Below are 20,955 nucleotides of genomic sequence, written 5' to 3'. Positions count from 1 at the left end.
CACGCATCCGGACACGGGTGCGGTCACGGTGCGAGGGTGGCCCGCAACGCGGTGATGTCCTCCGGACCGACGCGGCAGCACCCGCCGACCAGGCGGGCGCCGTCGGCCACCCAGCCACTGACGTCGGCAGGCTCGAAGGCGGACCGCCCCGTCCAGGACCGCGCGACGGCGTCCCAGCCCTGTCCGGAGTTGGGGTAGACCACGGCTGGACCGCTCGCACCCGCCAGGGCGACCGCAGCGCCGGCGTCGGCAGGCGTCGTGCAGTTGACCCCGACGGCGATCACCTCGGCGACGTCCGCCGCCATCGCGAACGCCTCCGCGAGCGGCTCACCGGCCCGCGTCCGACCTCCTGCCGCGGAGAGCGACAACCACGCGGGCACCCCGCTGCCGTCGAGCTCGGCAAGCACCGCCTCGACCTCTGCGAGGCAGGGCACGGTCTCGACCGCCAGCACGTCGGCGCCGTCGCCCACGGTCGAGGCCAGCACGTCGAGGCGGGGCCGGTGGAACGCGCGCAACCCGTCGACGTCGAGGTCGTAGTCGCCGCGGTACTCCGAGCCGTCGGCGAGCACCGCGCCGTAGGGTCCGACGGACGCAGCCACCCAGCCGTCGGGGGCGACCGCGTCCCGGGCGGCGGACGCCAGCTCCACGCTGCGGCGCAGCAGCTGCTCGACCTCGTCCCGGTCGGCGCCCTCGGCGCCGAACCCCTCGAACGACACCTGGTAGGACGCCGTCGTCGCGACCTCCGCGCCGGCAGCGAAGAACTCGCGGTGGGCCCGCTCGATCGCAGCCGGGTCGTCTCGCAGCAGGCGTGCCGACCACAGGTGGCTCGACAGGTCGTGGCCGTGGCGCTCGAGCAGCGTGGCGAGGCCGCCGTCGAGCACGACGGGCCGGGTGCGGACGGTGTCACGGAGGCTGGCGCGGCTCATGGCACGAGTCTGGCACCCGAGGGTGTGCCCGCCGGCCGTCAGGCGGTCAGCGCCAGCACCGCCGCCGGGTCCTCCACGTGCGCGTTGTGGCCGAGACCCGGCAGGGTCACCGGGTCGGCGACCAGCGCGACCAGCTCGTCGTGGCTGACCATCGGGTCGTGCTCGCCCCTCGCGAGGACCACCGGGCACCCGGCCGCGGCGAGCAGCCCGGCCATGTCGGGCACCCCGACGCCGAACGTGCGGGGGTCCTGGGCCAGTCGCCAGCCACTCCCCTCGGCGACGACGCCGGCGTCGACCACCGGGTCGTCGGGACGGACGAGCCCGGCGAGCCCGGAGACCCGCAGGAACCGGTCGACGGCCTCCGCGCGGGTGTCGTACGCCACCACCGGCCGATCGGCGAGCGAGGCCGCCCGCGCCGCGTCCTCGGCCGGCCAGTGCACCTTGATGCCCAGTCCCACCACCCGGCGCACGCGTCCGGGCGCGACCGCGGCGAGCGCGAGCGCCACCACCCCGCCCATCGAGTGACCCACGACGGTGACCGGCTCCTCGCCGAGGAGGGGCAGGACGGCCTCGGCGTGCCGGGTGAAGGAGTACGGCGGGTCCCACGGCGCGGTCCCGTGCCCCGGCAGGTCGGGCGCGACACCGTCCCAGCCGCGCCACACCGCGCCCGTGGCGCCGAGGCCGTGCAGGAGCAGCATCAGGCGCCCACGTAGTCCGCGAGGTGCTTGCCGGTCAGGGTCGGTTCCTTCGCCGCGACGAGCTCGGCGGGCGGGCCCTCGAACACGACCCGTCCGCCGTCGTGCCCGGCACCGGGGCCGAGGTCGATGATCCAGTCGGCGTGCGCCATCACGGCCTGGTGGTGCTCGATCACGATCACGGACCTGCCGGCGTCGACCAGCCGGTCGAGGAGGCCGAGGAGATTCTCCACGTCGGCGAGGTGCAGGCCGGTGGTCGGCTCGTCGAGGACGTAGACGTCGCCCTTCTCCCCCATCTGGGTCGCGAGCTTGAGTCGCTGGCGCTCGCCGCCGGAGAGCGTGGTCAGCGGCTGGCCGAGCGAGAGATAGCCCAGGCCGACGTCAACGAGCCGGTCGAGGATCTTCACCGCCGCCGGGATCCTCGCCTCGCCGTCGCTGAACAGGTCGCGCGCGTCGACCACGGACATCTCGTGCACCTCGGCGATGTCCTTGCCGCCCAGCGTGTGCTGGAGCACCTCGGCCTTGAACCGGCGGCCCTCGCACTCCTCGCACGGCGACTCGACGGTGGCCATCGGGCCGAGCTCGGTGAAGATCACGCCGGCGCCGTTGCAGGTCTCGCACGCGCCCTCGGAGTTGGAGCTGAAGAGCGCCGGCTTCACGCCGTTGGCCTTGGCGAAGGCCTTGCGGATCGGCTCGAGCAGCCCGGTGTAGGTGGCGGGGTTGCTGCGCCGCGAGCCCTTGATCGCGCCCTGGTCGATGACGATCACGTCGTCGTGCCCGGCCAGCGAGCCGTGGATCAGCGAGCTCTTGCCCGAGCCGGCGACGCCCGTGACGACCGTGAGGACGCCGAGAGGCACGTCGACGTCGACGTCGCGCAGGTTGTGCGTGCTCGCCCCGCGCACCTGGATCGAGCCGGTGGCGGTGCGGACCGACTCCTTGAGGCGCGCGCGGTCGTCGAGGTGCTTGCCGGTGATCGTGCCGCTGCCGCGCAGGCCGTCGATGTCACCCTCGAAGCAGATGGTGCCGCCGTCCGCGCCCGCGCCGGGCCCGAGGTCGACGAGGTGGTCCGCGATCGAGATCGTCTCGGGCTTGTGCTCGACCACCAGCACCGTGTTGCCCTTGTCGCGCAGCTGGAGGAGCAGGTGGTTCATCCGCTCGATGTCGTGCGGGTGCAGGCCGATCGTGGGCTCGTCGAAGACGTAGGTGACGTCGGTCAGCGACGACCCCAGGTGCCGGATCATCTTGGTGCGCTGGGCCTCGCCACCGGACAGGGTGCCGGCCGGGCGGTCGAGGGAGAGGTAGCCCAGGCCGATCTCGGAGAACGAGTCGAGCAGGTGCTGCAGCCCCTTGAGCAGCGGCGCGACGGAGGGCTCGTCGAGGTCGCGCACCCACTCCGCGAGGTCGCTGATCTGCATCTCGCACAGGTCGGCGATCGACTTCCCCCGGATCTTCGACCTGCGCGCCTCGGGCGTGAGGCGCGTCCCCTCACAGTCGGGGCAGGTCTGGAAGGTGACCGCGCGCTCGACGAAGCGGCGGACGTGCGGCTGCATCGCCTCCGGGTCCTTGGACAGCATCGACTTCTGGATCTGCGGGATGATCCCGTTGAAGGTGAGGTTGACGCCCTCCACCTTGATCTTGGTCGGCTCCGACCACAGCATCGTCTCGAGCTGCTTCTTGGTGAACGACCTGATCGGCTTGTCCATCGGCAGCCCCATGCCCTCGAAGAGCCGGCCGTACCACCCGTCCATGGAGTAGCCGGGCACCGTCAGGGCGCCGTCGGAGAGCGACTTCTCCTCGTCGTAGAGCGCGGTCAGGTCGATGTCGTTGACCTTGCCCATGCCCTCGCAGCGCGGGCACATGCCGCCGAGGTAGACCTCCTGCTTGGCGATCCGCCGCTCGGTGCGCCCGCCCTTCTCGGTGGTCATCATCCCGCTCGCCTTCCGCGTCGGGACGTTGAAGGAGTACGCCGTCGGCGGACCGACGTAGGGGTCGCCGAGCCGGCTGTAGAGGATGCGCAGCATCGCGTTGGCGTCGGTCGCGGTGCCGACCGTGGACCGGGGATTGGCGCCCATCCGCTCCTGGTCGACGATGATCGCCGTGGTGAGACCCTCGAGGTGGTCGACGTCCGGGCGGGCCAGCGACGGCATGAACCCCTGCACGAAGGCGCTGTAGGTCTCGTTGATCATCCGCTGCGACTCCGCGGCGATGGTCGCGAAGACCAGGGAGCTCTTCCCGGACCCCGAGACGCCCGTGAAGACCGTGAGCCGGCGCTTGGGCAGGTCGACCGAGACGTCCTTGAGGTTGTTCTCGCGGGCCCCCTCCACGCGGATCAGGTCGTGGTCGTCGGCCGGATGTGTGGTGGTCATGCGTGCTCGTCTCCCCTGTGTGGTCGTGCGCCCTCGACGTGCGGGCCCATCCTGCCAGTCAGACGACCGGGGGCGCCCCGATGTGACCACCGCCCGTGGGGATGAGGTGACGGTCAGGGTCGGCCTGACAGTGTGGGCGACATGACCACTGACGACGACCAGCTCCGGACCGTTGCCCAGATCATGGAGGACACGCGCATCGCGGTCCTCACCTACGTCTCCCTCGAGGGCACGCTCGTGTCGACACCGATGGGCACCCAGGACTTCGAGGACCCCGGCACGGTCTGGTTCCTCACCGAGCGCAACACCGACAAGGTGCACGCCATCCAGGCCGACCCGCGGGTGAACGTGTCGTACGCCAGCGACTCCGGCTGGGTCTCCCTCACCGGCACGGCCACCATCAGCGACGACCGGGCCAAGCTGCACGAGCTCTGGGACGCCTCGGCGGGCGCGTTCATGACCGGTGACGCCGACGACCCGTCCAACGTGCTGCTGCGCGTCGACGGCCGCACTGCTGAGTACTGGGAGTCGCCCGGCAAGGTGAAGGCGGCGATCCAGGTCGCGAAGGGCCTCATCGGCGACGGGCGTCCCGATCTCGGGGACAACGACACCGTCGACCTGTAACCCTTCGGCATGCTTGTCGACGCACACGGACCCGCACACGCCGACGACGTCTGGCGCCGCTTCACGCAGCCGGACACCTGGCCGACCTGGGCGCACCTGATCCAGGGCGTGGACGCCACCGACGACGTCCTCGCCCCGGGCACCACGGGCACCGTCCACGGCCCGGCGGGAGTGCCGGTCTCGTTCACGGTCACCGAGGTCGACCCCGAGCTGCGCTCGTGGTCGTGGACGATCGGGGGCCGGTTCGCCGGCGCCGCGATGGAGCACTTCGTCCTGCCCGCCCCCGGTGGCGGCAGCCGCGCGGTGCTGCGGGTGCCCGGCCGGTCCTCGGCGCTCCTGCAGGGCTACCGCCTGCCCGCCACCCGTGCGCTGCGCCGCCTGGTGGCCCCGCCCGGCGGCACCGGTTCCGTCGAGGACGTGCAGGCGTTCGACTTCGCCTTCGCGCCGTCGTACGCCGCTGCGGGTCGCGCGTTCGGGATCACCCCGGCCACCGCGACCGTCGAGGTCGGACCGCAGTGGCTCTACATCGCCTACGGGCCGTGGCGCCTCGTCACGCCCGTCGACAACGTGGCCTCGGTCGAGGTCACCGGTGGCTTCGCCTGGATCAAGACCGCCGGTCCGCCGCACCTGTCGCTGGAGGACCGTGGGATCTCCTTCACGACCAACGGCGACCGCGCCCTGTGCCTGACGTTCCACGAGCCGGTCCCCTCGATCGACCCCACGGCGACGATCACGCACCCCGGCGCCACCGTCTCGGTCGCCGATCCCGAAGGCCTGGCGGAAGCACTCGGCCTCGAGCTCTAGCTGCTCCCGGGTCTCGCGCGACTAGGGTCGCGCCATGGGAATCGTGCACCGCGCCACGCTCACACCGTCCAAGCAGGAGCTCGTGGAGTCCTGGCTGCCCTCACGCGGCTGGGCCGCGGGTCGCCGGGTCGTCGACAAGGTCGGCGAGTACCGCCTCGACGACCCGGCCGGCGAGGTCGGGGTCGAGACGATCCTGTGGCGGGCCGACGACGGCGCGGTGCTCCAGACGCCGCTCACCTACCGTGCCGAGCCGCTGGACGGTGCCGACGCGCACCTCATCGGCACCTGCGACCACTCGGTGCTGGGCAGGCGCTGGGTCTACGACGCGTGCGGCGACCCGGTGTGGGCCACCACGCTCGTGGCTGCGATCCGTACGGGCGGGGCACAGTCTCCGATGTACTTCGAGCAGGACGGGGAGCGCATCGACATCCCGGCCCGGGTGGAGGTCCGGGGCAGCGGGAGCGCGGACTCCACCGAACCGGTGGCCGCCGTCGACTCCGTGAGCGACGACGGCGACATCACCACGGTCGCCGCCGACGCCACGCGGATCGCACTGGCGCGGGTCGTCGGTACGCCGCTGGGCGAGGGCGAGCAGCTCAGCGGCACCATCGTGGACGGCGGGCAGACCTCGGTCCTCGCGGTGCTCGTGAAGCACTGACGACGGCCGGGCTCAGCCGCGGCTGAGCTCGAGCCCCAGCCACTCGGCGAGGGACTGCAGCTCTGCCTCGACCCGGGCCCGCCGCGCCGTCGACCAGTCACCGTCCTCGTGGACGCCGTCGACGACCAGCACGCCGCCCTCCCGGTCGGCGGTGGCGTCGACCTTGCCGACGAGCTCGTCGCCGTCGAGCACCGGCATCGCCCAGTAGCCCCAGATCCGCTGGCCGGCGGGCTTGTACATCTCGAGCTGGTAGTCGAAGGCGAAGAGGTCGCCCATCCGCTTGCGGTCGAACACCAGCCGGTCGAGGGGCGACAGGATCGCGGTCCGGCCCTCGAACTCGTCGTCCAGCAGCGACGGGTCGACCCGCCACAGCCCGCGGACGCCGTCCACGCGCGCCGGCTCGCCCACGTCGCGCACGTCGTAGGGCTCGTGCCACGCCTCGAGCGCGCGAGGGCGTGCCAGGCCGAGGGCACGCAGCCGACGGGCGGCCAGGGTGCGGTGGGCCTCCTCCCCCGGCACGGCTGCGTCGCCCGGGTGGACCCGCTCGGCCAGGTCCCACCGGCGTTCGCGGCCCTCGCGGGAGGCGACGGCGACCTCGCCGCGCGCCTCCATGCACTCGAGGAGCTTCATGACGTTCTTGTTGTTGGTCCACCCCGAGGAGCGCCACGGCACCTCGCAGCTGTCGGGGAGGTCGCGGGCAGCCGTCGGGCCCTCGCTGCGCAGCAGCGCGAGGACCTCACGTCGCGCTCCGTCGTTGGCCTGCACCCAGTCGCGGAGGTCCTCCTGCCACTCCCTGAGCGGCGGCTCACCCGGCCAGGCGTCCATGTCGGCCTGGAACAGTGCCATGTCCTCGCTCGGCCGGAGCATCGCCTGGTGCTCGACCATGGCGCCGTCGCCGACCAGGCCCGCGAGGTCGTCGGGGTCGTAGCCGGGCCCGATGCGGGTCCACAGCGCCAGGTCGGCGTGCTCGGCGACGACCCGCGTCAGGTCCACCTGGAGGAAGCCCAGGTGGCGCAGCACCTCGAGCACGTCGTCGGGGCGGTCGCCGTCGAGCAGCTGCGCGCGGACCGCGATCCGGCGCGCCTGGACCCCGGACAGCTCGTGGGGCCTCACCGGCGGGTCACCAGGACAGCTCGGCGCAGGCGGCAGCGTCGGTCTCCACCTGCACCGTGGCGTGGTCGATGCCGTGGCGCTCGCGCAGCAGCGTGCGGGCGGACGCGAGCACCGCCTCGCGGTCGGCGGACGTGTCGGCGACCAGGTGGGCAGTGGCCACGTGCATGCCCGAGGTCAGGGTCCACAGGTGCAGGTCGTGGACACCGGTGACCCCGCCCATCGCCTCCAGCTCGGCGGCGACCACGTCGGGGTCGACGCCGGCCGGCGCGTGCTGCCCGAGCACCGTCATCACCTCGCGGCCGAGAAGCACGGCCCGGACCGCGACGAAGAGCGCGATGGCCACGGCGACGGCGGTGTCCCACCAGCCCTGACCGGTGGCGATCACCAGGACCGCCGCGGCCATGACGCCGACGGAGCCGAGGCTGTCGGCCACCACCTCGAGGTAGGCGCCCTTGACGGCGAGGCTGTCGCTCGCGCCACCACGCAGGAGGGCGAGGGCGACGAGGTTGACGAGGAGGCCGAGGGCACCGACGACCAGCATCGGCGCGGTGGCGGGCGCCACGTCCTGGCCGAGGCGGCGTACGGCCTCGACGGTGACGTAGACCGCCGTGCCCAGCATCAGCAGGACGGTGAACCCCGAGGCGAACACCTCGGCGCGGTAGGAGCCGTAGGTCCGGCGTCCGGTGGTGTCGGGCCGCGTGGCGATGCGGGTGGCGGCGAGCGTAGCACCGAGGGCCACCACGTCAGCCGCCATGTGACCGGCGTCGGAGAGGAGCGCGAGCGAGCCCGACCAGAGGCCGGTCGCGAGCTCGACGAGCAGGAACGACAGGACCAGCCCGAAGGCGACCGCGAGACGCCAGCGGTGGCGCGCCCCCGCGTGTCCGTGACCGTGTCCCGCACCCATGGCTCCGATCGTAGGACACCGGTAGGGCACCGGTCGGAGCAAGGCGTGCGGTGAGGACGGGCCAGGCGGCCATGGCCCGAACGGGTCATTCGTGCCCCAATATCAGGCACTTAGCACGCGTTCTCGCCTGCGCGGCGTCATGCGGTGGGAGTCTCGACGTCACCAGTAGGACATCTCGGAACACCAGCACTGCCGTGGGGGGCAACACCATGTGGGACACCGTCGAGACCAGCTCGGTCCATCTCTCGCACGACCTTCCGTGCACCGGCTGCGGCCACGGGACGCACACCTTCCTCCCGTGCTCGGACACGTGCGACTGCGCCCACGGGCGCGACCGGGCGCTCAGCGCCGTCTGAGCCGCCGCCGGAGCTTCGAGATCGTGCCCTCGTGCGGGGGCGGGTTGCCCTGCTCGTCCAGGGCGTAGGTCGCCACCTTCGCCAGTCGCGGTCGTGCGTCGTCGTCGACGACCTTGCCGGTCAGCCACCACATCCGCAGGCCCCGCCCCGACACCTGCAGGCACGCCAGGTTGTTGTCGAACCAGGGCCCCTCGGCGTAGCGCCAGGTCAGCGGCGGGTCGGGGACGCGTGCGGAGCGCGAGGCCAGCCGGCCGGCCGGTCCGGCGACGCCGTAGGACAGCACGGCCGTCGCGAAGCGCATGTTGCGCGAGAGCGGGTTGCGGATCGGTGAGCACACGGCCTGGAGGAGCGTGGACTGCAGCCGCCGCCCGCGGTCCGTCGGCCACGCCTCGGTGACGTAGCTGTGGTGCACGTCGCCGGACAGGAACGTCACCGTCGACGGGGCGCGACCGCGCTCCCCTGCGGCGACCTCCATGACCTGGCGGGCGACCTCCTGGAAGCTCTTCTGGAAGGCACCCCAGTGCTCGAGGTCGACGGTCTGCCGGATGCGCTCGCCTGCGCGTGCGCCGCGGTCACCCCAGGCGCCCTGCGCGAGCGCCTCGCTGAAGGCCTCGAGGTGGTGCAGCCCGCGGGCGAGCAGGAAGGGCAGCGACGTGCCGACGAGCAGGTGGTCGACGTCGCCGCGCAGCTGGTCGTCGAGCCAGGCCGCCTCGTCGGGGTCGAGCATGGCCCGCGCGTCGGGCCTGAGGTCGCGCGCGGCACGCGAGTCGACCACGACCAGGCGCGCCTGCGTGTCGAACTCGCGGACATAGCTCCAGCGGTAGGTCTCGGGGTGCTGGTCGACCCGCTCCGCGAACGCGTCGATCGCCGCACCGAGGTCGTGCTCGCCGTCGCCGGCGTGGGCCACGACCTGCTGCCACAGCTCGTCCTCGGCACGCTGGGCGGGCGAGAGGTTGCCCAGGTGCTGGTAGACCCAGTAGGACCCCAGGCCGGCGACGATGCGCCCGTGCCACCACGAGGTGGCCTCCATCTCCCGGCGCCAGTCCAGCGAGGTGTTCCAGTCGTCGCGGATGTCGTGGTCGTCGAAGATCATCGAGCTCGGCACGGTCGACAGCAGCCAGCGGTTGGCGGGGTCGGACCACGCCAGGCTGTAGAGGTGGGCGTACTCCTCGTAGTCCTTCAGCTCGGTCCACGGCGGCTGCTCGATGTCGCGGCGCGACTCGATGAAGGCACGCATCTCGTCGGTCGTCTCGTCGGCGTAGACCTGGTCGCCGAGGAAGAGCACGAGGTCCGGCAGCTGCGGCGCCAGGTCGGGGTCGTCCGGCTCGGCGCTCGCGGCCGGCTCGACGTGGTCGGCCATCCGCAGCGCCCAGGCCCGGAGCGCGTCGACGCCGTGCATCCGGTTGCCGGCCTCGTCGTGGGTCACCGACGTACGGCAGGAGCCGAACGCCATCCGCAGCGGGCGACCCGGCTCGAGCGTGGCGATCACCGGTGCCGGGAAGGGCGAGTCCGGCTCCGGCCACACCCGCACCCCGTCGACGTCCACGGTGTAGGCCTCGGTGCTGCCGGGGGTGAGGTCGTCGAGCTCCACGAGCGCGTAGTGGTGGCCGTGGACCGCGAAGGTGCGCGCCGTCGAGGTGGCGTCGCCGCGCACGACCGTGACGGTTGCCGTGTCGCGGGTCTCCAGCCACACGGACGCGGACGTGTCGTCGACGTACCTCAGCAGGGGGCCCAGGACCAGCGGGTCGTCGGTCCCGGTCACGGCTGGAGCAGGACCTTGATCGCGCGCCGCTCGTCCATCGCGCGGTAGCCCTCGGGGGACTCCGCCATCGGCAGGGTCAGGTCGAAGACCTTGCCCGGGTCGATGGAGCCCGAGAGCACCCGCTCGAGCAGGTCGGGGAGGTAGCGGCGGACCGGGGCCATGCCCCCGGCGAGGCCGACGTTCTTCTGGAACATCCGGCGCACCGGCAGCTCCACGCCGTGGGGCACGCCGACGAAGCCGACGGTCGCGCCGGGCCGGGCGACGGCGAAGGCGGTCTTCATCGACTCATCAGTGCCGACGCACTCCAGCACCGCGTCGGCGCCGATGCCCTGGGTGAGCTCCGCGATCCGGGCACCGCCCTCCTTGCCGCGCTCGGCGACGATGTCGGTCGCGCCGAAGGCCCGGGCGATCGCCTGGCGAGGCTCGTGGCGCGACATGGCCACGACGCGCTCGGCGCCGAGCTGGGCCGCTGCCAGGACGCCGCACAGGCCGACGGCGCCGTCACCGATCACGACCGCGGTGCCGCCCGGCTTCACGCCGGCGGCGACCGCTGCGTGCCAGCCGGTGGGCAGGACGTCGGAGAGCGTGAGCAGCGAGGGGAGGAGTGCGTCGTCGGGCATGCCGTCGGTCTTCACCAGGCTGCCGTCGGCCTGGGTCACCCGGGCGTACTCCCCCTGGCCGCTCTCGGTGAAGCCGGCGTGCACGCAGGCCGACTGCACGCCCGCGCGGCAGTGGGCGCAGGTGCTGTCGCTGTGGCAGAAGGGCACGATGACGAAGTCCCCGGGTCGGAAGTCCTTGACGTCCGAGCCCACCTCCTCGACGACGCCGACGCACTCGTGGCCGATCGTCGAGCCGGCCTCGATGTCGTTGTGGCCGCGGTAGGGCCACAGGTCCGAGCCGCAGATGCAGCCCGCGACCACCTTGACGATCGCGTCGGTCGGCTCCTCGATCCTCGGGTCGGCGACCTCCTCGAAGCGGACGTCACCGGGGGCGTGGATCGTGGTTGCTCGCATGGTCGCGATCCTGCCACGCGACCCCGACCGCCCTCTCCCCCGCAGGGACGGGTGGGCCCACCACCCCTGTCGTCGGTCGGGGCACGAGCCCGGCGCGGGCAAGATGGCGTTATCTCATATTTGAGATATCGTGGTCGGCATGGCTGACTACAAGGGCCGCATCGGCAACCTCATCCGCGACGCGCGCAAGCACCGCGGGCTCACCCAGCACCAGCTCGCAGAGCTCCTCGGCACCAGCCAGAGTGCCATCAACCGCATCGAGAAGGGCCACCAGAACCTCTCGCTCGAGATGCTGGCCCGCATCGGCGCGGCCCTCGACTCCGAGATCGTCGCCCTCGGCGCCGGCCCCACGCACCTGCGCGTCGACGGCCCGACGACCCTGTCGGGCTCGATCGACGTGAAGACCTCCAAGAACGCCGGCGTCGCGCTCCTGTGCGCCTCCCTGCTGAACAAGGGACGTACGACGCTGCGCAAGGTGGCGCGGATCGAGGAGGTCAACCGCCTGCTCGAGGTGCTGAACTCCCTCGGCGTGGCCACCCGCTGGGTCGGCGACGACAACGACCTCGAGATCATCCCGCCGGCTGAGCTCAACCTCACGGCCATCGACGAGGCGGCCGCGCGGCGCACCCGCTCGGTGATCATGTTCCTCGGGCCGCTCCTGCACCGCTACGAGGAGTTCGAGCTCCCCTACGCCGGCGGCTGCAACCTCGGAGAGCGCACCGTGGAGCCGCACATGTCGGCCCTGCGACCCTTCGGCCTCGAGGTGAAGGCCACCGACGGCGCCTACCACGCGAGCGTCAACCGGACCATCGAGCCGACGCGGCCGATCGTGCTCACCGAGCGCGGCGACACCGTCACCGAGAACGCACTCATGGCGGCCGCCCTGCACCCGGGCACCACGGTGATCCGCAACGCCTCGTCCAACTACATGGTCCAGGACCTCTGCTTCTACCTGCGCAAGCTCGGCGTCGGCGTGGAGGGCATCGGCACGACCACGCTGAAGGTCACCGGCAAGACGGCCATCGACGTGGACGTCGACTACTCCCCCTCCGAGGACCCGATCGAGGCGATGTCGCTGCTGGCCGCCGCCATCGTGACCCGCTCCTCGATCACCATCCGTCGCGTGCCGATCGAGTTCCTCGAGATCGAGCTGGCGACGCTGGAGGAGATGGGCTTCCACTACGACCGCTCCGCCGAGTACGTCGCCAACAACGGCGAGACCCGGCTGGTCGACATCACCACGCACCCCTCCGACCTCCGGGCGCCCCTCGACAAGATCCACCCGATGCCCTTCCCGGGCCTCAACATCGACAACCTGCCGTTCTTCGCCGTCATCGCCGCCGTCGCCGACGGGCAGACCCTCCTCCACGACTGGGTCTACGAGAACCGGGCGATCTACCTCACCGAGCTCAACAAGCTCGGCGCCCAGGTCAAGCTGCTCGACCCGCACCGCGTGCTCGTCGAGGGCCCGACGCACTTCTCCGGCGCGGAGATCGTCTGCCCGCCCGCCCTGCGCCCGGCCGTGGTCCTCCTGATCGCCATGCTCGCCTCGAAGGGCCGCAGCGTGCTGCGCTCGACGTACGTCATCCACCGCGGCTACGAGGACCTCGCCGAGCGCCTCAACGAGCTCGGGGCCAACATCGAGACGTTCAGAGATATCTAGCTCGCTGTGCTTGTCTGGCGCCTCCGCTTCGCTTCGGCGCGTGTCCGCGTCGCCTGAAGACGGCGCCTTCGTCGTCGTTGCTGCACCCTCCTCCGCTTCGCTCCCCCGGCTGCAGCCCTCCTCCTGCAGGCGCCGTCGCGACGCGGACGGCACCCCCGGGCAACTGATCTTCCGGACGGGCTGCACGTCGTCCCTCCATCGGCGGCCGCCGAGCGTGAGGGTTGAGGAGGCTGGCGCGATCCGGTCGGCGGGAGTTCGCCGCGCCGCGGACGGCACCACCGGCCACAAGCCGCGAGCGAGGGCCCCGATCGCCCGCCCACCTCAGCCCACGCGCTCGGCGCCCGACGTCGTCTGGACCGACGAGCGAGCAAGCGCGACGAGCGCAGCGAGACAGGTTGGGAGCGAGGACGACGTCTTCAGGGGCGCCGAGCACGCGCGAGCGGAGCGAGCGCAGAAAGCACAGAGCTCAGTTAAATAGCGTCTCGACCCAAGCGCGGGACTGCTTGCCCATGGCGGGCGGGGCGGTCATGTCCGGGGTGATCCGGGGCAGCGGGGCGGTGTGCTGGCCGGCGTTGCGGTGCCAGTCGTTCTCGGCCTCGATGAGCAGGCCGAGGTCGGCGCGGGAGAGGAACACCCCGTGGCCGTCGGGACACTGGGCGACGGCGGCCTCACCGAGGGTCCGCTCCTCCATCTCGGCGCCGCACCGGGGACACGTCATGCTCTCCATCCCCCGAAGGTACTCCGCGCCCCCATACTTTCCCCCGTGAACTCACCGGGTTACCTCGACTCGCCCCGCCCGCTGGCCTTCGCCCACCGGGGCGGCGCCTACCACCCCGACATCGAAGGCCTGGAGAACACCCTGGTGGCGTTCGCCCACGCGGTCGACCTCGGCTACACCTACCTCGAGACCGACGTGCACGTCACCAGCGACGGCGTCCTGCTGGCCTTCCACGACACCGTCCTGGACCGGGTCACCGACCGCACGGGCAGCATCGCCGACACCACGTGGACGGAGGTCCAGCAGGCGCTGATCGGTGGCTCGGAGCGGGTGCCGACGCTGGCCGCGCTGTTCGACGCCCTGCCGGAGGCGCGGTTCAACATCGACATCAAGTCCGACGGCGCCGTCGAGGCGCTCGCGGCGTTCATCGAGGAGCGCGACGCGTGGGACCGGGTGCTGGTGGGCTCGTTCTCGGGACGTCGGATGCGCGCGTTCCGCCGGCGCACGCGCGGGCGCGTGGCCACCTCGGCCGGCCCGCTGGAGGTGGTCGCCTTCGTCCTCTCCCCCAGCGCGCGCCTGGCGCGGTGGCTGACCCGGGGACGGCCGGTCGCCCTGCAGGTGCCGCACCGCCAGGGTCGGGTCCTGGTGGCCTCGAGCGGGCTCGTGCGCCGTGCGCACGCGGCGGGCCTGCAGGTGCACGTCTGGACCATCGACGACCCAATCGAGATGAACGCCCTCCTCGACCGTGGTGTCGACGGCATCATGACCGATCGCACGGACATACTCAGGGACGTGCTCCGCGCACGCGGACTGTGGAACGGCGCCGAGAGCCGCCGGGAGGGTGACTCATGAGTCAAGTAGACGGTGGCATCGCCGACCTGAAGCCGCTCGAGCAGGCCAGGGAGCAGAAGGCCTGGTACTGGTACGACTGGGCCAACAGCGCCTTCGTCACCACCGTCGGCACCGTGATGTTCGCGCCCTACATCATCTCCGTCGCCGAGGACGCCGCCGTCGACGACCGGGTCTCGCTGCTCGGCATCGCGGTGGCGCCGGGCTCGCTGCCGTCGTACCTCGTCACGTTCGCCACCATCCTGTCCGCGGTCCTGCTGCCGCCGCTCGGCGCCTTCATGGACCGCACGGAGAAGAAGCGGAAGTGGCTGGGTGGCTTCGCCTGGGCGGGCGCCGGCTTCGGCTCGCTGCTGTGGTTCTGCCGCGACGGCAACTGGCAGATCGGGGCCGTCGCGATCATCTTCGCGAACCTCTGCCTGGCGGCCTCGATGGTCGTCAACGACTCGATCCTGCCGATCATCTCGGACGAGGCGAACCGTGACCGGGTCTCCTCGCGCGGCTGGGCCTGGGGCTACCTCGGCGGCGGCCTGCTGCTGGTGGTCAACCTCGCGCTCTTCACCCTGCTGCCCTTCGGGCTCACCGAGGGTGAGGCGACCCGGATCAGCATGCTGTCGGCGTGCGTGTGGTGGGCCGCCTTCACCTTCATCCCCTACCTCCGCCTCTCCGACCACCCGCCGGCCGACGTCGAGCAGGTCGAGGGCAACGTGCTGGCCCGCAGCTTCGGCCAGCTCTTCGTCACGCTGCGCGAGATGAAGAACTACCCGATGGCCCTGACCTTCCTGCTCGCCTACCTGTTCTTCAACGACGGGATCCAGACCGTCATCGCCTCGTCCTCGACCTACGGCTCGAAGGAGCTCGGGTTCGGGCAGTCGGTGCTGATCGCCACGATCCTGCTGGTGCAGTTCGTCGCGTTCGGTGGCGCCTTGCTGTTCGGTCGCCTCGCCAACCGCTACGGCGCCAAGCACACCATCCTCGGCGGCCTGGTCGTGTGGATGCTGATCGTCACCGCGGCGCTCTTCCTGCCGGAGGAGTCCCTCGTGCCGTTCCTGCTCCTCGGTGCAGCCATCGGCATCGTCCTCGGCGGCACCCAGGCGCTCGCCCGGTCCTACTACTCGCTGCTGATCCCGAAGGGCAAGGAAGCCGAGTACTTCAGCTTCTACCACGCGATGGACCGCGGTACGTCGTGGTTCGGCACGCTCGTGTTCGGCGTGGTCTTCCAGCTGACCGACTCCTACCGGCCGGCCATCTTCGCTCTCATCGCCTTCTTCGTGGTCGGCGGCCTGCTGCTCATCCGGGTCGACACCGCCCGCGGGATCCGCGACGCCGGCAACGAGCAGCCGGCCGTGATCTGACGGCCGCCCGCAAGATCCGGTGGCCGCTGGGCCGTGACCTCGGCAGGTTGCACCCCTGGGGGTGAAGTTCGTCTCGCCTGAGGGTGGTTTCCCGGGTCTCGAATCCACGGAATGTGGGCTGCCCCGCTACCGTTGAAGGATCACAGGGGATGGGCCGCGCCGTCACGAGCGGCGTCACGAACCCGGTTCTGGCCCGTCTCACCTTTGACCCGGTACAACACGTACGACGGGTGTCAGCAACCCATTGGAGGTGGGCACGGTGGCGGAGCGCACACTGCGTGGCGCGAGGCTCGGCGGCCAGAGCTTTGAGGACGAGCGCGGCATCGAGTTCGCAGCTCGTCAGCAGGTCGGATATCGATGCAAGCAGGGACATGACTTCGAGGTCACCATGTCGGTCGAGGCCGACATCCCGGCGAAGTGGGAGTGCCCGCGCTGCGGCGAGGAGGCACTGAGCACGGCCGGCATCCTCCCCGAGGAGAAGGTCGAGAAGCCGGTTCGCACGCACTGGGACATGCTCCTGGAGCGCCGCTCGGAGAAGGAGCTCGAGGACATCCTCAAGGAGCGCCTCGAGCTGCTGCGCGGCGGCGAGATCGGCCCGGCGCACCTGCACCGCGCGAACAAGAAGAAGCGAGTCAGCTGACCGCTCGACCTCGCGGTCGACCCGGTCGAGTCACTCGACCACGTCGCCCTGGACCACGGGCCCCTCGCCCTCCGGTCCGGGGCGTCGTCCATTTCCGGGCACCGAGCCCGGGCCGAACCCGGCACCGGGGCCGAAGCCGGAGCCGAACCCCGAGCCGAACCCGGGAGCACCTGGTACGACGACGAGCCGGCGCTCGACGACGGTCGTGAGCAGGCGGCGTGCGACGGGGCGGGTGAACGGCAGGACCAGCACGATCCCCACCGCGTCGAGCAGGAAGCCGGGGCTCAGCATCAGCGTGCCGCCGATGAGGATCAGCGCACCGTCGGCGATCTCGCGAGCCGGCATCCGCCCGCCCTGGAGCGCCTCGCGCAGGGCACGCCAGGCACGGCCGCCCTCGCGCTTGATCAGCCAGGCACCGACCATGCTGTCGAGCACCAGCAGCAGGATGGTCCACCACGGGCCGACCAGCTGGCCGACCTGCAGGATCGCCCAGATCTCGGCGAGCGGCACGAGCACGAACGCAGCGGCCAGCACCGGACGTACCCAGCCGCGCCTGCGCGCAGGGGTGCGGCGTGGACCTGCCGGGTGGGTCACGGCCGTCTCCGGCGACGAGCCAGCTGCGCGCGACGCTCGGCCAGTCCCCACCGGGTGATCAGCTGGAGCGACTCGCGGGCCACCTGCCCGCTCATCTTGGAGTCGCCGCGCTCGCGCTCGATGAACTCGATGGGCACCTCGGTGAGCCGCAGGCCCTGCGTGAGCGTGCGGTAGGCCAGGTCGGTCTGGAACACGTATCCAGTAGACCTCACCGTGCCAAGGTCGATCTTCTCGAGCGTGGTGCGGCGGAACAGGCGGTAGCCGGCGGTGGCGTCCTTGACCTTGATGCCCAGCAGCAGGCGGACGTAGAGGTTGCCGCCGCGGGAGAGAGCCAGGCGCTGCACCGGCCAGTTCACCACCGAGCCGCCGGGCACGTAGCGCGAGCCGATGACCAGGTCGGCGGTGCGCAGCGCGTCGAGCAGCCGCTGCAGCTGCTCGGGCTGGTGGGAGCCGTCGGCGTCCATCTCTCCGATGACGTCGTAGCCGGCGGCGAGCGCGACGTCGAAGCCGTTGAGGTAGGCCGCGCCCAGACCGGCCTTCTCGGTGCGGTGCACGACGCTGACGGCGTCGTCAGCCGCGGCCAGCCGGTCGGCGATCGCACCCGTGCCGTCAGGGCTGTTGTCGTCGACGATCATCACGTCGACACCGGGCTGTGCGACCCGGAGCCGTCCGACGATCCACTCGATGTTCTCCGACTCGTTGTAGGTCGGGACGACCATCACGACACGGCCGAGGCCTTCGACACTCACGCGGTGCTACCTCGATCCATGGGCTGCTGGGAGGGGGCGGGCGACGGGCGGTCGCCACGTCGCCGACGACGATAGGCCACGAAGACCAGTGCGGTGTGGCAGACGAGGAACGCGAGGGCGAAGCGCGCGGGCCACACTCCTGCGCGCACGGCCGGGGTGAGCGTCGTGCTGAGGCCGACCTCCTCCACCAGCACCTCCTGGCCGCGCGCCGGCACCGAGGCCACGACCGTCCCGTCGGGGCGTACGACGCCGGAGACACCGTTGATGGCCGCGACCACCACCCAGCGCCCCGTCTCCAGGGCCCGCAGCCGGCTGATCTCGAACTGCTGGTCGAGCTGGGCGGTCCGGCTGAACATCGCGTTGCTGGTCTGCACCGCCACGAGCTCGGCGCCGCGGGCGACCTGGCCGGCGATGCCCTCGTCGTAGGCGACGTCGAAGCAGATCGCGTCGGCGACCCGCACGTCGCCGATGCGGAGCGCCTCGAGGCTGGTGCCGCGGGCCATGTCGCGCGGGACCATGCGCAGCTTGCCGTAGGTCTCCGGGATCAGGCTGCCGCGGAAGGGGATGTACTCGCCGTAGGGCACCGGGTGCCGCTTGGTGTAGCGGTCGCCGCTGCCGAGGCCGGGGCGGTAGACGATGCCCTGGTTGAGCACCTGCGTGTCGTCGAGCGGGTCGTTGGACATCGCCCCGACCACGACCGGCACGCCGATGGCGTCCGAGGCTGCCACGATCCCCGCGTGCACGCCGACGTCGGTGAAGGGGTCGACGGCGGTGGAGTTCTCCGGCCAGATCACGAAGTCGGGCTGCTCCTGCTCCCCCGCCGCGACCGCGTCAGCGAGCTCCTCGGTCAGCCGGACGTGGTTGGCGGTGACGTCACGGTGCACCGACACGACGTCGATCCCGGAGCCCGGGACGTCGCCCTGCACCGCCGCGACGGTCGTCGTGCCGCTCTCCTCGACCTGGAAGGGCAGCAGCACGGGCAGCGCGGTGACGGCCGCCAGCGCGGCCACGACGGCGTACGACCTGCGCGGGGTGTTGCGTGCGTCGACGACCAGCCACGCCAGCGTCGTGCCGGTCAGCGCCACGAGGAAGCTGACGCCGGTCATGCCGATCCACGGCAGCGCGTCGCCCCAGGGCGTGTCGGCGGTCGCGTAGGCAAGCCGGCCGAAGGGCATGCCGGAGAAGGGGAACCCGCTGCGCCACGTCTCGATGCCCACCCACCACAGGGCCGTCCAGACCGGCCAGGCGCGCAGCCGCAGGCTCCAGGACAGGCCGAGGCCGAGCGGCACGAAGAACGCCGCCTCGAGGGCGCACATCGCGATCCACGCGTCGGTGCCGACCGCGCGCATCCACTCCATGACGGCGTAGGTGAAGGCGATGCCGAAGAGCAGGCTGGGCAGCCACGCCCGGCCGGGCCGCAGCCCGCGCACGGACAGCACCAGCGCAGCGATCGCCGGTGGCATCAGCCAGGACAGGCCGATCGGCTCGAAGCCGGCTGCCAGGACGAGGCCGCCGACGAGGGCGAGGAGGCAGCGCAGCGGCACGGACAGACCGTAGCCGACCGCTGCTCACGACTCGCTGCACGGACCCGCGAGCCTGCAGCGGTGCGGGAGGGACGAGGGGGCTTCGGACCGACACACGACCGTCTGGCTGACGACCGCACGAAGTTGTCTAGCGCCCCGAGGTCCCTCCCGCATCCAGCCACCGCGGGGCACCGCCGACGGGTCGCCGGACGGTGGGCATCGCTGGCACCGCGTCCCACACGTCACAACTCCCCACTGCCGAAAGCGCCACCCGCGGGCTGCACAGGCGGACCCCGGAACCCTCCCTCCCGGAGAGGGTGCTGTCAACACGGCCCTGACCTGCGTGGACGCGCGTTCATGCAGGTCAACGCACTGGCATCAGGTTGAAAGTCGTCGGACAAAATCTGCCCTGGCCCGGCGTGTCGCCGAGGACACGCCGTGGCACGCCTACGTGGGGGGTACGACGACCGTGCCGGTCGCCGTGGTGGCGACGATCGGCGGGTCGAGCACCTCGGCCGCACCCGGGGCGTCGGCCGTCGGGGCCCCGCGCCCGACGACGTGCACGGCGAAGTCCATCACCCGGCTGCGCGTGCCCTCCTTCACGAGCGTCGCGGTGATCTCGAGGACGTCACCGGCGCGCACGGGGGCGGCGAACTGGACGTCGGAGTAGGAGGCGAACAGCCCCTCGTCACCGTCGAGCACGATGCACATCTCGGTGGCCACGTCGCCGAACAGGCCGAGGCTGTAGGCGCCGTCGACGAGGTTGCCGGCGTAGTGGGCGTGCGCGTAGGGCACGTAGCGGCGGTGGGTGACCACCGTGCCGACGCGGGTCGAGCCGGTCGCGGGGACGCTCATGAGGCCTTCTCCTTGCTGCGGGCGAGCTTGTGCACGATGAACGAGGCGACCTCACCCGGCGTCGTGCCCCTGCCGAACACGCGGTCGACGCCGAGCTCGCCGGCCATCGTCTCGTCGAAGCGGGGGCCACCGACGACCAGCAACGGACGCTTCGCGGCCGGGTAGGCCTCGCGGAACGCCGCGGACATCTCCCGGGTGTTGAGCAGGTGGGCGTCGCGCTGCGTGACGACCTGCGAGACCAGGACGGCGTCGGCCTTCTCCTCGCGGGCCGCCTCGACCAGCTGCGGCACGGAGACCTGGGCGCCGAGGTTCACGACCTTGATCTCGCGGTAGTACTCCAGGCCCTTCTCCCCCGCGAAGCCCTTGATGTTGAGGATCGCGTCGATGCCGACCGTGTGCGCGTCGGTGCCGATGCACCCGCCGACGACCACCAGGCGCCGACGCAGCGAGCGCTTGATCGCCGCGTTGGCCTCCTTCGGCGTCAGGAGCGGGAAGTCACGCTCGACGACCTCGACGGTGCTGGGGTCGACGAGGTGGTTCACGCGGCCGTAGACGACGAAGAAGGTGAAGCCCTCCCCCATCGGCTTCGCGTGGACGACCAGCGCCGGGTCCATGCCCATCTTGTTGGCGAGCTGCACCGCGGCGCCCTCGGCGACCTTGGAGTGCTCGATGGGCAGGGTGAACGACAGCTGCACCATGCCGTCGCCGGTGGTGTCGCCGTACGGACGGATCAGATTCATGCGGAGCATGCCCTCTCGGTGGTCGAGGTGCGAGCGCAGCGAGCCTCGAGA

Annotated in this window: 20 protein-coding genes; 7 read left to right on the top strand and 13 right to left on the bottom strand. The window is 71.7% G+C overall.

The genetic code is table 11. The features are described from left to right. Window positions 1-23: 23 nt before the first annotated feature. From mmuM to ASC64_RS12140, 3 genes are read right to left on the bottom strand one after another with little or no spacing between them, the layout of a single operon-like run. Window positions 24-926 (bottom strand): homocysteine S-methyltransferase, encoded by a 903-nt coding sequence (gene mmuM / locus ASC64_RS12150; RefSeq protein WP_056907762.1) that lies wholly within the window; start codon window positions 924-926, stop codon window positions 24-26. A 38-nt stretch (window positions 927-964) separates the two neighbouring features. Beyond that, window positions 965-1,624: an alpha/beta fold hydrolase gene (locus tag ASC64_RS12145; protein WP_056907761.1), complete on the bottom strand. Its 660-nt coding sequence runs from the start codon at window positions 1,622-1,624 to the stop codon at window positions 965-967. Then, window positions 1,624-3,987, bottom strand: coding sequence for an ATP-binding cassette domain-containing protein (locus tag ASC64_RS12140; RefSeq protein WP_056907760.1), 2,364 nt, complete (start codon window positions 3,985-3,987; stop codon window positions 1,624-1,626). The genes ASC64_RS12145 and ASC64_RS12140 overlap by 1 nt, the downstream gene beginning before the upstream one ends. A gap of 141 nt (window positions 3,988-4,128) precedes the next feature. Between ASC64_RS12140 and ASC64_RS12135 the strand changes: the two genes are divergently transcribed. Genes ASC64_RS12135 through ASC64_RS12125 form a run of 3 tightly spaced genes read left to right on the top strand, consistent with a single transcriptional unit; the run spans window position 4,129 to window position 6,073 of the window. Further along, entirely contained in the window at window positions 4,129-4,611 is a 483-nt protein-coding gene (locus ASC64_RS12135) for a pyridoxamine 5'-phosphate oxidase family protein (RefSeq protein ID WP_082550445.1), read from the top strand. A gap of 9 nt (window positions 4,612-4,620) precedes the next feature. Further along, entirely contained in the window at window positions 4,621-5,415 is a 795-nt protein-coding gene (locus ASC64_RS12130) for an SRPBCC family protein (protein ID WP_056907759.1), read from the top strand. A gap of 34 nt (window positions 5,416-5,449) precedes the next feature. Then, window positions 5,450-6,073, top strand: a complete 624-nt coding sequence (locus ASC64_RS12125; protein ID WP_056907758.1) for a CG0192-related protein — start codon at window positions 5,450-5,452, stop codon at window positions 6,071-6,073. Window positions 6,074-6,085: 12 nt separating this feature from the next. Here ASC64_RS12125 and ASC64_RS12120 read toward each other — a convergent pair whose 3' ends face one another. The 4 genes from ASC64_RS12120 to ASC64_RS12105 all read right to left on the bottom strand — a co-directional run bounded on the left by ASC64_RS12120 (window position 6,086) and on the right by ASC64_RS12105 (window position 11,221). Continuing rightward, on the bottom strand, window positions 6,086-7,186 hold the full coding sequence (locus tag ASC64_RS12120; RefSeq protein ID WP_056907757.1) for a DNA glycosylase AlkZ-like family protein: 1,101 nt from the start codon (window positions 7,184-7,186) through the stop codon (window positions 6,086-6,088). 7 nt (window positions 7,187-7,193) lie between these two features. Next, the gene (locus ASC64_RS12115; protein WP_056907756.1) at window positions 7,194-8,090 is read right to left on the bottom strand and encodes a cation diffusion facilitator family transporter; all 897 of its coding nucleotides are present in this window, start codon (window positions 8,088-8,090) and stop codon (window positions 7,194-7,196) included. Window positions 8,091-8,432: 342 nt separating this feature from the next. Then, complete coding sequence (locus tag ASC64_RS12110; protein ID WP_235563702.1) at window positions 8,433-10,208, bottom strand: alkaline phosphatase D family protein; 1,776 nt, start codon at window positions 10,206-10,208, stop codon at window positions 8,433-8,435. Further along, a complete protein-coding gene (locus ASC64_RS12105) occupies window positions 10,205-11,221 on the bottom strand; it encodes a zinc-dependent alcohol dehydrogenase family protein (protein WP_056907755.1) in 1,017 nt (338 codons plus the stop codon). Before ASC64_RS12105 ends, ASC64_RS12110 begins: the two co-directional genes overlap by 4 nt. A 139-nt stretch (window positions 11,222-11,360) precedes the next feature. Between ASC64_RS12105 and ASC64_RS12100 the strand changes: the two genes are divergently transcribed. Further along, on the top strand, window positions 11,361-12,884 hold the full coding sequence (locus ASC64_RS12100) for a helix-turn-helix domain-containing protein (protein ID WP_056907922.1): 1,524 nt from the start codon (window positions 11,361-11,363) through the stop codon (window positions 12,882-12,884). A 466-nt stretch (window positions 12,885-13,350) separates the two neighbouring features. On the opposite strand, the gene ASC64_RS12095 is transcribed toward ASC64_RS12100, so the two are convergent. Further along, the gene (locus tag ASC64_RS12095; RefSeq protein WP_235563700.1) at window positions 13,351-13,602 is read right to left on the bottom strand and encodes a TFIIB-type zinc ribbon-containing protein; all 252 of its coding nucleotides are present in this window, start codon (window positions 13,600-13,602) and stop codon (window positions 13,351-13,353) included. A 45-nt stretch (window positions 13,603-13,647) separates the two neighbouring features. On the opposite strand from ASC64_RS12095, the gene ASC64_RS12090 reads away from it, so the two are divergent. The 3 genes from ASC64_RS12090 (at window position 13,648) to ASC64_RS12080 (ending at window position 16,443) form a co-directional block, all read left to right on the top strand. Then, entirely contained in the window at window positions 13,648-14,454 is an 807-nt protein-coding gene (locus ASC64_RS12090) for a glycerophosphodiester phosphodiesterase (RefSeq protein ID WP_056907753.1), read from the top strand. Further along, a complete protein-coding gene (locus ASC64_RS12085) occupies window positions 14,451-15,803 on the top strand; it encodes an MFS transporter (RefSeq protein ID WP_056907752.1) in 1,353 nt (450 codons plus the stop codon). Before ASC64_RS12090 ends, ASC64_RS12085 begins: the two co-directional genes overlap by 4 nt. A gap of 259 nt (window positions 15,804-16,062) precedes the next feature. Further along, window positions 16,063-16,443 (top strand): RNA polymerase-binding protein RbpA, encoded by a 381-nt coding sequence (locus ASC64_RS12080; RefSeq protein ID WP_056907751.1) that lies wholly within the window; start codon window positions 16,063-16,065, stop codon window positions 16,441-16,443. A 30-nt stretch (window positions 16,444-16,473) separates the two neighbouring features. Here ASC64_RS12080 and ASC64_RS12075 read toward each other — a convergent pair whose 3' ends face one another. The 5 genes from ASC64_RS12075 to ASC64_RS12055 all read right to left on the bottom strand — a co-directional run bounded on the left by ASC64_RS12075 (window position 16,474) and on the right by ASC64_RS12055 (window position 20,904). Continuing rightward, the gene (locus tag ASC64_RS12075) at window positions 16,474-17,037 is read right to left on the bottom strand and encodes an FxsA family protein (protein WP_056907750.1); all 564 of its coding nucleotides are present in this window, start codon (window positions 17,035-17,037) and stop codon (window positions 16,474-16,476) included. Beyond that, the gene (locus tag ASC64_RS12070) at window positions 17,034-17,756 is read right to left on the bottom strand and encodes a polyprenol monophosphomannose synthase (protein WP_056907921.1); all 723 of its coding nucleotides are present in this window, start codon (window positions 17,754-17,756) and stop codon (window positions 17,034-17,036) included. Before ASC64_RS12070 ends, ASC64_RS12075 begins: the two co-directional genes overlap by 4 nt. A 26-nt stretch (window positions 17,757-17,782) precedes the next feature. Further along, on the bottom strand, window positions 17,783-19,330 hold the full coding sequence (gene lnt, locus ASC64_RS12065) for an apolipoprotein N-acyltransferase (RefSeq protein WP_056907749.1): 1,548 nt from the start codon (window positions 19,328-19,330) through the stop codon (window positions 17,783-17,785). 426 nt (window positions 19,331-19,756) lie between these two features. Further along, window positions 19,757-20,164 carry a hotdog domain-containing protein gene (locus ASC64_RS12060; RefSeq protein WP_056907748.1) on the bottom strand — a complete coding sequence of 136 codons (408 nt, stop codon included), beginning with the start codon at window positions 20,162-20,164 and terminating at the stop codon, window positions 19,757-19,759. Further along, a complete protein-coding gene (locus ASC64_RS12055; protein ID WP_156385153.1) occupies window positions 20,161-20,904 on the bottom strand; it encodes an OAM dimerization domain-containing protein in 744 nt (247 codons plus the stop codon). Before ASC64_RS12055 ends, ASC64_RS12060 begins: the two co-directional genes overlap by 4 nt. Window positions 20,905-20,955: the final 51 nt, after the last annotated feature.

Source organism: Nocardioides sp. Root122 (genome assembly GCF_001425025.1).
Lineage (GTDB): Bacteria > Actinomycetota > Actinomycetes > Propionibacteriales > Nocardioidaceae > Nocardioides.
The sequence above is the reverse complement of the archived record's forward strand: the minus strand, read 5'-3'. Positions and strand labels throughout refer to the sequence as shown.

Excerpts from the sequence above, each read along its gene's own strand:
- ASC64_RS12070 (WP_056907921.1), bottom strand. The coding sequence starts at position 17,756 with ATGGTCGTCCCGACCTACAACGAGTCGGAGAACATCGAGTGGATCGTC.
- ASC64_RS12060 (WP_056907748.1), bottom strand. The coding sequence starts at position 20,164 with ATGAGCGTCCCCGCGACCGGCTCGACCCGCGTCGGCACGGTGGTCACC.
- ASC64_RS12085 (WP_056907752.1), top strand. The coding sequence starts at position 14,451 with ATGAGTCAAGTAGACGGTGGCATCGCCGACCTGAAGCCGCTCGAGCAG.
- ASC64_RS12125 (WP_056907758.1), top strand. The coding sequence starts at position 5,450 with ATGGGAATCGTGCACCGCGCCACGCTCACACCGTCCAAGCAGGAGCTC.
- ASC64_RS12130 (WP_056907759.1), top strand. The coding sequence starts at position 4,621 with ATGCTTGTCGACGCACACGGACCCGCACACGCCGACGACGTCTGGCGC.
- ASC64_RS12095 (WP_235563700.1), bottom strand. The coding sequence starts at position 13,602 with ATGACGTGTCCCCGGTGCGGCGCCGAGATGGAGGAGCGGACCCTCGGT.
- mmuM (WP_056907762.1), bottom strand. The coding sequence starts at position 926 with ATGAGCCGCGCCAGCCTCCGTGACACCGTCCGCACCCGGCCCGTCGTG.
- ASC64_RS12055 (WP_156385153.1), bottom strand. The coding sequence starts at position 20,904 with ATGAATCTGATCCGTCCGTACGGCGACACCACCGGCGACGGCATGGTG.
- ASC64_RS12145 (WP_056907761.1), bottom strand. The coding sequence starts at position 1,624 with ATGCTGCTCCTGCACGGCCTCGGCGCCACGGGCGCGGTGTGGCGCGGC.
- ASC64_RS12135 (WP_082550445.1), top strand. The coding sequence starts at position 4,129 with ATGACCACTGACGACGACCAGCTCCGGACCGTTGCCCAGATCATGGAG.
- ASC64_RS12105 (WP_056907755.1), bottom strand. The coding sequence starts at position 11,221 with ATGCGAGCAACCACGATCCACGCCCCCGGTGACGTCCGCTTCGAGGAG.
- ASC64_RS12100 (WP_056907922.1), top strand. The coding sequence starts at position 11,361 with ATGGCTGACTACAAGGGCCGCATCGGCAACCTCATCCGCGACGCGCGC.
- ASC64_RS12140 (WP_056907760.1), bottom strand. The coding sequence starts at position 3,987 with ATGACCACCACACATCCGGCCGACGACCACGACCTGATCCGCGTGGAG.
- ASC64_RS12115 (WP_056907756.1), bottom strand. The coding sequence starts at position 8,090 with ATGGGTGCGGGACACGGTCACGGACACGCGGGGGCGCGCCACCGCTGG.